General features: G+C 48.0%; 13 protein-coding genes. 8 read left to right on the forward strand and 5 right to left on the reverse strand.

Translation table 11 applies throughout. The features are described 5' to 3' along the window. Positions 1-3: 3 nt before the first annotated feature. The 4 genes from AF_RS13755 to AF_RS09125 form a co-directional block, all read right to left on the reverse strand. Positions 4-126, reverse strand: coding sequence for a hypothetical protein (locus AF_RS13755; protein ID WP_257640128.1), 123 nt, complete (start codon positions 124-126; stop codon positions 4-6). Continuing rightward, positions 123-254, reverse strand: coding sequence for a nucleotidyltransferase domain-containing protein (locus AF_RS13555; RefSeq protein ID WP_307772164.1), 132 nt, complete (start codon positions 252-254; stop codon positions 123-125). Before AF_RS13555 ends, AF_RS13755 begins: the two co-directional genes overlap by 4 nt. A 114-nt stretch (positions 255-368) precedes the next feature. Continuing rightward, on the reverse strand, positions 369-521 hold the full coding sequence (locus AF_RS13135; protein WP_156029576.1) for a HEPN domain-containing protein: 153 nt from the start codon (positions 519-521) through the stop codon (positions 369-371). Positions 522-577: 56 nt separating this feature from the next. Next, positions 578-1,927: a RuvB-like helicase gene (locus AF_RS09125; RefSeq protein ID WP_010879308.1), complete on the reverse strand. Its 1,350-nt coding sequence runs from the start codon at positions 1,925-1,927 to the stop codon at positions 578-580. 83 nt (positions 1,928-2,010) lie between these two features. Between AF_RS09125 and AF_RS09130 the strand changes: the two genes are divergently transcribed. From AF_RS09130 to AF_RS09160, 7 genes are all read left to right on the forward strand, one after another. Continuing rightward, complete coding sequence (locus AF_RS09130) at positions 2,011-2,367, forward strand: DUF1284 domain-containing protein (protein WP_010879309.1); 357 nt, start codon at positions 2,011-2,013, stop codon at positions 2,365-2,367. A gap of 36 nt (positions 2,368-2,403) precedes the next feature. After that, positions 2,404-3,678, forward strand: a complete 1,275-nt coding sequence (locus AF_RS09135; RefSeq protein ID WP_010879310.1) for an aspartate aminotransferase family protein — start codon at positions 2,404-2,406, stop codon at positions 3,676-3,678. Next, on the forward strand, positions 3,675-4,577 hold the full coding sequence (locus AF_RS09140) for a DUF6206 family protein (protein WP_010879311.1): 903 nt from the start codon (positions 3,675-3,677) through the stop codon (positions 4,575-4,577). Before AF_RS09135 ends, AF_RS09140 begins: the two co-directional genes overlap by 4 nt. A 139-nt stretch (positions 4,578-4,716) precedes the next feature. Beyond that, positions 4,717-5,226, forward strand: a complete 510-nt coding sequence (locus tag AF_RS09145) for a TetR/AcrR family transcriptional regulator (protein ID WP_010879312.1) — start codon at positions 4,717-4,719, stop codon at positions 5,224-5,226. After that, the gene (locus tag AF_RS09150; RefSeq protein WP_010879313.1) at positions 5,223-6,659 is read left to right on the forward strand and encodes a COG1361 S-layer family protein; all 1,437 of its coding nucleotides are present in this window, start codon (positions 5,223-5,225) and stop codon (positions 6,657-6,659) included. The genes AF_RS09145 and AF_RS09150 overlap by 4 nt, the downstream gene beginning before the upstream one ends. Then, a complete protein-coding gene (locus tag AF_RS09155) occupies positions 6,660-7,355 on the forward strand; it encodes an ABC transporter ATP-binding protein (protein ID WP_010879314.1) in 696 nt (231 codons plus the stop codon). After that, positions 7,291-9,666 carry an ABC transporter permease gene (locus AF_RS09160; RefSeq protein ID WP_010879315.1) on the forward strand — a complete coding sequence of 792 codons (2,376 nt, stop codon included), beginning with the start codon at positions 7,291-7,293 and terminating at the stop codon, positions 9,664-9,666. The genes AF_RS09155 and AF_RS09160 overlap by 65 nt, the downstream gene beginning before the upstream one ends. 1 nt (position 9,667) lies before the next feature. Here AF_RS09160 and AF_RS09165 read toward each other — a convergent pair whose 3' ends face one another. Then, positions 9,668-9,913, reverse strand: a complete 246-nt coding sequence (locus AF_RS09165) for a hypothetical protein (RefSeq protein ID WP_010879316.1) — start codon at positions 9,911-9,913, stop codon at positions 9,668-9,670. Between the two features lie 49 nt (positions 9,914-9,962). On the opposite strand from AF_RS09165, the gene AF_RS09170 reads away from it, so the two are divergent. After that, positions 9,963-10,769 (forward strand): metallophosphoesterase family protein, encoded by an 807-nt coding sequence (locus AF_RS09170; RefSeq protein ID WP_010879317.1) that lies wholly within the window; start codon positions 9,963-9,965, stop codon positions 10,767-10,769. Positions 10,770-10,775: the final 6 nt, after the last annotated feature.

The raw sequence follows: 10,775 nt of genomic DNA on the forward strand, positions 1-10,775 counted from the left end.
ACTTCAATCATCGGGCTGTAAATCTTCTTTCATCTCATCGAATTTTGCTCTGGCAAGAAGGTGGATGTTTACTCTGCTGTCATCGGTCAGAAACTTGACTATTCTGGAGTAATCCTCAAATTTCATTTTTCGGGGATTTTTGAGGACACAATGAGAATGTCGAGATCAGAACTCAGAGTGTGCTCCCCTCTCGCGAAGCTTCCAACTATGAAAACTTCGCAATCGCCAAGAATCTTCCTGGCCTTTTCTTTTATTTCCTCGCAATAGCGTGAGCATTTTCGAAGAACTTCTCGTTTTCTTTAAGCTTTCTGTAGTAGTCGATCATAGCAGGTCGAGAACTCTTCTGGCTACCGATAAGCTTTTTTCTGCTATTTCTTGAGAGTATTCAACGTCAAGAGTATTTCACCATACTTTTTTGCGATTATAAATTTCAAGCCGAGCTGCACCGCCTGCTCTGCGAAGAACATCGTAAAGTTGGCCTTGGAGTAGAAGCGAAGGGCCCTCTGTTTTAGGAATTCCATATTCAGGATTTATTTGTATTAGAAATATAAAACCATTGCCGAAGAAAAAATTAAAATCACATGCCGAGCATCTTCTCTTCCCACTTTTTCAGGTAGGCTGAGCTCTGGCTAACATCAGCGAAGATGCTTGCAGCCCTCTCAACGTCCTCAAGTTCCACTTTTCCTGAGTTTCTCATCTTGGCAAACTCGTAGGCTGGGGCGAGGAGCTGAACCGCATACCTCAAACTCGTCTTCTCCCCTATGTCAGTGAGCTTCTCCATCGCCTCGTTGCTGAGCATTATTCCGGACTCGGCTGCTCTTATCTCTATTATTGTCTTGATTTCCTCCCTGCTGTAGGGCTCTGTCGTGATGATCAGCAGCCTGTCAAGCAAGTCAAGCGGGATGCCGTGCGGAGCAACAATATCGGTCCCTCTAATCCTCGAAAATCCTCTGTTGGAGGCGAGAATTATTATTGGCGCCATTTCCGACTCCATTGCCCTGTTCATGAAGGCAAAGAGCTCGATGTCCATGAGATGTGTTTCGTCGATAAAAAGCACTCCCGGAACAAGCTCAGCTCTGCCCTCCTCAACGAGCCTCTTTACCTGCTCATCCACAGCTTCTCTAACTTCATTGTCGATTTCCCTGCTCGGCGGGGAGAAGAGGCTGAATATGCTCGTCCTTCTCGCATTTGCCTCATCCAGGTCGTGCAATGTTACAACATACGTGAACTCCTTCTCCTTCTCCACCTTTCCCGATGGGACGGGAACGACCTCATCATCCCCCAGATCATACTTCTTCTTCGCCTTCTCGCTCCTTCCAAGCTTCCCTATTCTCCCCGTCTCCTTGTCAATAACTATGACATCTCCAACCTCGATTCCTTGAGTGAAGAACTGCATCGCAAGCCTTCCCCCAACGCTGAAGGTTCTCTTCTCATCCTTTGTTGCCAGAGTGAGTGTTGCAGACTCAGGAATCTTCTGTGTGGGGTTGTAGGGGTTGGGAACCATGTTGTAGTCGAGGCCAACAACCTCTCCTTCAAGCACAGTCCTCGTCTCTCTTATCCTCACACCGATTGCCTTTCTCATCGCCTGAATGAGAGCTTCAGTCTTCTTCATCTCCGCGCTGTAGAACTCGCTCGCTGAAACCTGAACGAATGGGATATCCTTTCCAAGCTCCTTGCTTATGGCTACTGCAATGGCGGTTTTTCCAGTTCCCGGCGGGCCTGCCATCAGTATTCCCCTGCCTGCCATTTTCCCTGATTTGATGAGCCTCACTATAACTCCCGCCGCCTCTCTCGCCCTCTTCTGCCCCACAAGACCGTCGGCAACATCCTTAGCCCTGAGATTTTCATCCAGTCCAAGACCGCGAATGTGTGAGTGAGCACTTATCCTCTCAAATGTCTGGGTGATTTCCCTGATTTCGCCCGCCATGGCCACCACCAAAATTGGTGGAAAAGTAGGGCTATATAAATATTCCTCCGTCAGCTAAATTTGTTTCTTTACAACTGAAAAGCATGAAGCTCAGAGGACACCACCTCATCTGCCTTCAGTTTTTCAGAGGAGAAGGCTACAGCGGGGAGTTTGTAGAGAATGTTAAAAAGATAATGGAGAGATTGGAAAGTGGGGAGACAGTGGAGGTTGTTGCTGGAGTTGATGACATTTGCGTGGCATGCCCCTACAACAGAGGTTATTGCGGTAAGGATGAGACTTCGGAGGAGAGGGTGAGGGAGATGGATAAAGCAGCGGTAAGACTGCTTGGTGTTTCAGAGAAAACTACATGGAGAGAGGTGGCAGAGAGAATTGAGAAAGTTCTCAATGAATGGCGGGTTTTTTGCGAGGATTGCGATTGGAAAGAAGTATGTTATGGCTGAAGGAAAAATATTTAATGATTTATTTCTATTTTTTGCATGGGCTTTACAGGTAGAAGGGGTAAGGCGGAAATCATTGAGGCTTTTTCAAAGCACGTCTCGCCCTACAAGGCCAAGTTTTTCTCAATGGTGGGCATCGACTTCGTTCCTGCAAGAAGGGAGGGGGTGTGGTACTGGGATCTGGATGGGAGAAAGCTTATGGACTGCCACTGCAATGGAGGAGTTTTCAATCTCGGCCACAGACATCCTGAAATCGTAAAAACGCTTGTTGAGGCCTTGGATGAGCTTGACATTGGCAATCACCACCTCATCAGCGAGCAGAGGGCGAGGTTGGCAGAGAAGCTCGCTGAACTGATGCCCGGAGACATAAGCAGGACTGTTTTTGGTGTGGGTGGTGGGGAGGCAATTGATTTTGCAATAAAGCTGGCAAGAGGTCATACGGGCAGAAAAAAGATAATTTATGCTAAGGGCGGTTACCACGGCCACACTGGTTTTGCCCTCGCTGCCGGGGACGAAAAGTACAGAAAGCCCTTCGAGCCCTTAGCTCCGGGCTTTGTTGAAGTTCCCTTTGGTGATGCTGAAGCTGTTGAGAAGGCGGTTGATGATGATACCGCAGCTGTGCTTTTCGAAACAATTCCTGCTACCCTTGGCATGCCCCTGCCACCTGAAGATTTCTACAGAAGGGTCAGGGAGATATGCGACGAGAAGGGCTGCTTGATGATTATGGATGAGGTTCAAACGGGACTGGGAAGGACGGGAAAGATGTGGGGAATTGAGCATTACAAAGTAGTTCCTGACGTGATTGTTACAGCTAAGGGTCTGTCAGGCGGCGTTTATCCCATCTCGGCCACATGCTTTAAGGAGGGGCTGGATGACTTCATGGCGGAGAATCCCTTTATCCACGTTTCAACCTTTGGAGGAGCTGAGCTTGGATGCGTTGTTGCAGAGAAAGTGCTCGAAATCACCTCAAGAGAGTCCTTCTTGGAGAACGTGAGGAAAACTGGCGAAGCTTTGTCTGAGATACTGGGAAAACTGAAGGATGAGTACGACTTTGTAGATGAGATAAGGCAGAAGGGTCTCTTTATTGGAATTAAGATGGTCGAAGAAGGCTGGGGACCTCTGCTCTCCATTTCCTGCTACCACAGCGGCATTCTGGCAGTTTACGCCAACAACGACACCTCTGTCATGCAGTTCCTTCCTCCGCTGATTGTGGGAGAGAAGGAGGTTGATTACATCAGAGAAAAGCTGGCAGGAGCGATGGAGATAGCCTCTCAAAGGCGGGAGATGGTTGAGTTTATCAGAAAAATGCTATGAAGGTTGATGTTGAGGTTTTGAGGAACTTTGAAGAAAGGTTAAATCCCGCCAAACCAGAAAACATCAAAATAATTGGCTACGGTGAAATAAGCACCGTGTTTGAGCTGCCTGAGCTTCCGGGAATTGCATTAAAAAGAATCCCAAACTTCAAATCAGTCGAGCAGGTGAAGAGGTACATTGAAGTCTATTTTGAGTATATTGAGCTGCTGGAAGGGGCTGGGTTGAGGGTGCCTGATAGTGATGCGACCTTTGTTGAAAGAAGGGATGGAAAAACAGTCCTCTACATAGCCCAGAAAATGGTCGGGAATGTGGGGAACAAGGTTATTCAGACGGCCAAAGCAGATGAGGCAGAAGAGGTTTTTGGCAGAGTTCTTGCCGAAATGAAGAAGGTCTGGGATTTTAATGCCGAGAGAAGGGAAGAGGGGCTGGAGATAGGCATTGACGGACAGATATCCAACTGGGCCATAATGGAGGAGATTTACTACTTTGACACCTCAACACCAATGATTCGGAAAAATGGAATTCATCAGCTTGATACGGAGGTTTTCCTGCAGGCCTGCCCCCCGGGAATAAGAATTCTGCTGAAAAAGATTTTTCTGCAGGATATACTGGACAGGTACTTCGATTTCAGGAAAGTTGTGGTGGACATGATAGCCAACCTTTACAAGGAGGGGAGGGAGGATTTGATTCCCATAGCTATTAACCTCGCCAACGAGTTTTTCAAGCTCAACGGCTACGACTTTGAGGCAATTACAGCCAAAGAAGTGGAGAAGTACTACAAAGAGGATGCCTTCATCTGGAGCCTCTACCTTAACCTGAGGAAAGTGCACAGATTCATCCTTACAAAGGCTCTCTTCGGCAGATACGAGTACATTCTCCCCGGAAAAATCAGGAGATAGCCTTAAAGGCCAGAGATGAAACCATAAAGGGAAACCTGCTTTTTATCTCCGCTATTATACCCAGCACAGTGATTTATTTCGGATATCACACGACCGATTTTAATGAAAAATCTTAAATTTCTGACTACAAAGTAACCTTATGACTGACCAGTCAGTCAGGATAATCGAAGCTGCCCTAAGGCTTTACATGAAAAAGCCGCCGCACGAAGTGAGCATTGAGGAGATAGCGAGAGAGGCAAAGGTGTCGAAGAGCCTCATCTTTTACCACTTCGAAAGCAAGCAGAAGCTTCTTGAGGAGGCTGTGATGCATGCTTTCAGGAAAATGATGGAGGAGTTCAATCCGAGAAGTGTTGAGGAAGTCGTTGACTACGGCATTGGCTTCATCGCCGAAAGGAGGGAGTTTATAGAGTTCATGATGTATGCTTTGAGTCAGGTCAGGATAGAGGAGCTTGAAAGAATGTTTGGTGAAGCCCTTGAGAAAGTAGCCTCACTCTTTGAGGGTTGCCGCCATCCGAGGGAGACGGCGATTGCCTTAATGGCCATGCTCGACGGCCTGTCTATCTACTCCCTCTACTTCGACCTTGGAAAGCTGGAGAAATACAGAGAAATTGCGATGGAATTTGTCGAGAGCAGGAGGGTGAGAGCATGAGGTTTGTTTTGGCTTTGCTGGCGTTTTTAGCTTTAGCAGCTCAGGCGACTGCACAGCCTGTCATAACCCTCAACCACCATACAATACCCGAAAATCCCTCCATCGGATACTTCATAATCTCCATAGACATCTCCAATGCTGGAGAAAATGCGAGAGGCTTGAGCCTTTACGTTACAGAGAATGAGGAGGGGTTTTACCTCATAAATCCCGACAGTGGGGAGAAAACCTCTTCAGTCTATCTGGACCTTGGCGACCTCTCTGCTGGGAGCACTTCAGCTCAGATAAAGGCTTATGCGGAGAAATCAGGTTTGTATGCGTTAAAGGCAAGCCTGAGCTACAGGAACGAGAGCGGAAGTGAGTTTGGCATTGAGGGCGTTTTTGGTATTGCCGTTTACGACTTGCCCTTCATCTATGCCGGAAGCACAATCGAAATTCGGCCGGATGAGAGCAGAGAAGCGGAGGTTATGCTTAGAAACTTGGGAGGAGATGTTGAGAGTGCAGTAATCATCCTCAATTCGGATTTCATAACTTCAGACACCGCCCTTATTGAATCATGGAGCAGAGGGGAAACGAAGAAAGTTGTTCTGGGACTGAAGGCGGATTCCGATGCTGTAGCGGGAGTTTATGAGGCTAAAATCATTGTTGATTACAGGAGCGAGTTTGGTGAAAAGGGGGTTGCTGAGGTTCCCGTTTTAGTCAAAATCGTGTCAGAGCCTGAGGTAACCCTTGAAGTTTCCACTTTTCCGGAGAAGGTTTACGCTGACTCGGACTTCAGCCTTAAAGTTGCAATTACGGCAAAGAACTCCAAACTTTCAGGACTAACGGCATCATTAGAGGCGGAGAGGTTTGATGGAGAGAAGAAGAAGTATGTCGGAACTGTTGAGGCTGGAGAAAAGGCCGTGATTAACTTCTCACTCAAATCACCAAGAGAGAGCGGTGAGTATGATGTTAAGCTTGTTTTGAGGACTGAAAGCTTTGCCAAGAACTTCTCCGTACCACTTTACATCTCGGACTACGGCAGAATCTCCATTGACCTCGCTGGAGTTTACACCTCTCCACAAAGGGTGGTTGAGGGAGACAGCTTTAAGCTCTCCATTCAGGTGGAGAACAGCGGAGAGCAGGATGCCAAGGCCGTTGCGGTTAACCTTATACTTCCAGAAGGGCTTGAGGGAAGGAGGAGCTACTTCATCGGCTCTCTCAGCAGCGGTGATTCTGCAACCGCAACCTTCGAAATGAGGGCTTTGAAGGCAGGAAGCCAGAAGATTGTTGCAGAAATAACCTACATGGACAAAACCTTTGAAAAGCATAAAGCTGAGAGGGAATTTGAGGTCTACGTTTTCTCCGCCGACCGCTCTGGAGTGATTGCCGGACTTTTGGCTCTCATTGGAGTTGTAGCTGCAATCGCATGGCTCAGAATGAGGAGGAAGGCCTGAATGCTGAGGCTTGAGGATGTCTGGAAAGTTTACCAGATGGGAAAGGTCGAGGTTAGCGCTCTCAGGGGGATAAATCTTGAAATAGAGCGGGGAGAGTTCATGGTCGTTCTGGGCCCCTCAGGCTGCGGTAAGACGACGATGCTGAACATAATTGGGGGAATTGACAGGCCAACAAGGGGAAGGGTGATTTTTGATGGTAAGGATATCACGAATTACAATGAAGACAGGCTCACCATGCACAGGAGAAATAACGTTGGCTTCATTTTTCAGTTCTTCAACCTCATTCCAACATTAACTGCAAGGGAAAACGTGGAGATTGCAGCAGATTTGGTTGAGAGCCCGAGGGATGTGGATGAGGTGCTGAAGATGGTCGGACTTGCTGACAGGGCGGAGCACTTCCCGGCAGAGCTGAGCGGTGGAGAGCAGCAGAGAGTTGCCATAGCAAGGGCTCTGGTTAAGAACCCGCCAATAATTCTCGCTGACGAGCCAACTGGCAGTCTGGACTTCGAAACTGGAAAGGCTGTGCTGAAGGTCATGAGAGAGATAAACAGGAAGGAGGGAATAACCTTTGTTCTCGTCACACACAACTCCGCCATTGCAGCCATTGCCGACAGGGTGGTTTATCTGAGGGATGGAAAGGTTGAGAGGGTTGAGAGGAATCTCCATCCGGCTGACCCCGATGAAATCCAGTGGTAGCATTTTGAGGAAAAAGCTCCTCAGGGACATTAAGGAGCAGAAGGGGCTTTTTGCAGCCACCACCTTCATCCTCTTTCTCGGCGTTACAATTTTCTGCGCCTTCTACCTTTCTTACCTGAACCTCAACGACACCTACGAGAGCTTTTACGAGAGCAGCAATTTCGAGGACATCTCAGTTAAGGCGGTTGAGATAACGGAGGAGGAAATTGAGAGGGTGAAAAAACTGGATGGTGTTTTGGAGGTTCAGCCGAGGATTTCGGTTTCGGGAAAGGTTAAAGTTGATGGCAAAGAAGTCGCAGCCCTTGTAATCTCCCTTCCAGAAAAAGAAACAATCAACCGTCTTTACGTTGCTGAGGGGGAGAGGGGATTTGCGGTTATAAAGAAATTCGCAGACTACTACGGCATAGAGGTTAACACTCCCTTGGAGGTGAGCTTTGCAGGTTTTGAATACAAAAAGCCCCTGGAAGCTCTTGTTTACTCACCTGAGTTTATCCTGATTTATGAAGAGGGGGAGGAGACCTTCACTCCCTCTCCCGGCTCATACGCAATCGTTTACATTCCGGAAAAGGACATGCTAAAAGCAGGGTTGAAGTTCAACGAGCTCAAGATAAGGGTGGCTGAAAAGGAGAGGAATGAGGAAATTCTCAGGAAAGTTTTAACAATTCTCGGCGACAAGGTTGAGGAGTTTCACACGGGTGAAAATCAGGTGAGCAGAAAGCTCCTCAAGGAAGACCTTGAGGGGTTCAGGGGACTGGCAGTGCTCTTTCCAGCATTTTTCATCCTTGTCTCAATTTTCATGACCTACGCTTTGCTTTCGAGAATTTTCAGGCTTCAGCTCGGCAACATTGCTGTGATGAGGGCTCTCGGATTCACAAGAAACGAGATAATGCTGCACTACCTGCAATACCCTCTCCTCATGGGCTTCTTTGCCTCCACCGCTGGACTGGTGGCGGGCTTCTTTGCCTCGCAGCTATTAACTTCCCAATACATCACCTTCCTCAACCTCCCCTACTACGTCTCAAAGCCCCACTTGGAGGTTTACTCCCTCTCCCTGATGGCAGGCACTCTCACCCCCACAATTTCCGGCTTTCTGGTTGCATATCAGGCTTCGAGGGTTGACATTGTAAAGGCGTTGAGGGGCTACGCTGAGGTTGCAGCAGTTAGCTTCATTGCAAGGATTGACGCCCTCTTCTCCAGAATCTGGAGGATGCGCCTGATTTTCAGATTGGCTTTGAGAAACATCTTCAGAAGCAAGAGGAGAACTGCGATATCAATCTTCAGCATCGTTGCCTGCACCTCACTCATTCTGAACTCCATGGTCTTCGTTGACTCCTTTGACTACGTCATGCAGCTGCAGTTCGGAAAGGTTTACGCCTACGACATCAAGGTGAGCCTTGAGGGCTATGATGGGAAAGAAGTTTTAGAAAAGGTAAGGAAGATGGACGGTGTGCTTTTTGCAGAGCCTGCCGTTGAGATGCCCATTTACGTTGAAAAGGGTGGTGAGGCAGTCCCAACCCTGCTCATAGCATCGAACTTTCAGACTCTCTACAACGTTTACAATGCTGAGGGGGAGAAGCTAATCCCGTCCGAAGGCATAATTTTCTCAAAAACAGCCATGAAGAACCTCTCGCTGGTGGAGGGTGAGAAAGTTTCCGTTTACACCGAATTTGGAAAACTTGAGGCTGAAGTGGAGGACGTGGAGATGATTCCTCTGCTTTCTGTCGCAACGGCAAGCTTGGATTACTTCAGCAGGATTTCAGGAGTTGATGGGTTCAACAGGATTGTGGTTGATGCAGACGAGGGAAGAATTGCGGAAATTGCTGAGAAAATCAGGCAGATGGATGGTGTGAAGAAGGTGAGCACAGTGATAGAGGCACAGGAATCCATTGAGGAGCTCATGGGATTTTTCTACGCTTTCATAGCCTTCTCCCTCTTCTTTGGCGTATCACTCGGCTTTGCTGCCGTTTTCAACACTACCAGCATCAGCGTGATTGAGAGGAGCAGGGAGCTTGCAACGCTCAGGATGCTGGGCTACACTTCCAGAGAAATCATAATTTCGCTCATTTTAGAAAACCTGTTTGTTGCAATCCTCGGGCTTGTTTTTGCCTTACCAATTGCTTATTCAACAGCCTACTTCTTCTTCTCCTCCTTTGAAAGCGAGCTTTACTACATGCCGATGGTCATCTATCCAAGAACCTTCGCCGCCACAGTTTTGGCAGTATTTGCAATAATCCTCCTCGCTCTGCTGCCCTCAGCCAGAAGAGTTTCGGAGATGGATATAGCGAAGGTGACAAAGGAGATAGTGAGCTGATTCAGAACCTGAAGCCGCTTGCCCTCAACCTCTCATATTCTTTTCTTAACTTTTCAAGCGTGCTCTCCTCAACGTAGGGAATCACAGCCCCACATTTGATGCAGAGCCATGGATAGGCATCTATTCCTCTCCCCAGCTTTGCCAGTCCCTTTTCCCATGGAGCCCTCCAGAAGTATCTTGAATAGCCTGCCTGATTGGTCCTGCTCCTCACCATCTCTCCACCGCAGAGCGGGCACTTCCTTTCCATGCCATGTTTTCTCAAGTAGCATTTATTAAATTTTCAGTCAACTACACACATGGATTTGCTTGAGCTCATCGATGATGCTGCGGCGATGATGCCAAAGGAGAGAATGGTTGTTGTGGAGGAGGATGTCATAACCGTAGTGGGAGACGTTCATGCTGACATAGAGGCTTTGAGAAAGATTGAAAGGGAGATTGAAGGTCTTGCGATATTTCTTGGGGATTATGCGGACAGGGGAGATTATCCTGTCGAGTGCTACGAGAAGGTTCTCAGGCTTTTTCTTGAGGGCAAAGCTCTGCTTCTGCGGGGAAACCACGAAAGCACGGGAGTTTATCCCCACCAGCTTCCCTACCAGCTGAGGGAAAAATTCGGGGAGCGGGGTGAGGAGGTTTACGAGAGCCTGATCAGAATGTGGAACAAAATGCCCCTCTCTGCAATTGTTGAGGGCGAAATCTGGATGGCCCACGGTGGTGTGCCAACCAAGCAGTGCAGGATTCACGCTGAGGGAATATCAAGAAAGGAAATCGAGCGGCCTGACGACATCACGGCTTTAGAAATCATGTGGAACGACCCGTGGGAGAGGGAGGAGTGCGGGGAGAACTACAACAGGGGGGTGATGTACTTTTTCGGTAAGAAGAATTCCGAAATGCTTTTGAAGGAACTTGGGGTTAAGGTTATAATCAGGGCTCACGAACCCCAGAAAGTTCTGAAGGCTGAGCAGGATGGTAGGGTTGTAACAATCGGCTCCTGCGCTTTGCCGTATTCCATTTCCGAGTTCGCACTCCTGAAGATCGACTTTTCTCGCGGCTTTAAAAACGGGGTTGATTTGATTAGAAAATTTGGTTCCATTTATAATGTATAATTTTTT

Source organism: Archaeoglobus fulgidus DSM 4304 (assembly GCF_000008665.1).
Lineage (GTDB): Archaea > Halobacteriota > Archaeoglobi > Archaeoglobales > Archaeoglobaceae > Archaeoglobus > Archaeoglobus fulgidus.

Coding starts and splice junctions, on each gene's coding strand:
- AF_RS09155 (WP_010879314.1), top strand. CDS start 6,660: ATGCTGAGGCTTGAGGATGTCTGGAAAGTTTACCAGATGGGAAAGGTC.
- AF_RS09135 (WP_010879310.1), top strand. CDS start 2,404: ATGGGCTTTACAGGTAGAAGGGGTAAGGCGGAAATCATTGAGGCTTTT.
- AF_RS09170 (WP_010879317.1), top strand. CDS start 9,963: ATGGATTTGCTTGAGCTCATCGATGATGCTGCGGCGATGATGCCAAAG.
- AF_RS09130 (WP_010879309.1), top strand. CDS start 2,011: ATGAAGCTCAGAGGACACCACCTCATCTGCCTTCAGTTTTTCAGAGGA.
- AF_RS09145 (WP_010879312.1), top strand. CDS start 4,717: ATGACTGACCAGTCAGTCAGGATAATCGAAGCTGCCCTAAGGCTTTAC.
- AF_RS09150 (WP_010879313.1), top strand. CDS start 5,223: ATGAGGTTTGTTTTGGCTTTGCTGGCGTTTTTAGCTTTAGCAGCTCAG.
- AF_RS13135 (WP_156029576.1), bottom strand. CDS start 521: ATGGAATTCCTAAAACAGAGGGCCCTTCGCTTCTACTCCAAGGCCAAC.
- AF_RS09165 (WP_010879316.1), bottom strand. CDS start 9,913: ATGGAAAGGAAGTGCCCGCTCTGCGGTGGAGAGATGGTGAGGAGCAGG.
- AF_RS09160 (WP_010879315.1), top strand. CDS start 7,291: ATGGAAAGGTTGAGAGGGTTGAGAGGAATCTCCATCCGGCTGACCCCG.
- AF_RS09125 (WP_010879308.1), bottom strand. CDS start 1,927: ATGGCGGGCGAAATCAGGGAAATCACCCAGACATTTGAGAGGATAAGT.
- AF_RS13755 (WP_257640128.1), bottom strand. CDS start 126: ATGAAATTTGAGGATTACTCCAGAATAGTCAAGTTTCTGACCGATGAC.
- AF_RS09140 (WP_010879311.1), top strand. CDS start 3,675: ATGAAGGTTGATGTTGAGGTTTTGAGGAACTTTGAAGAAAGGTTAAAT.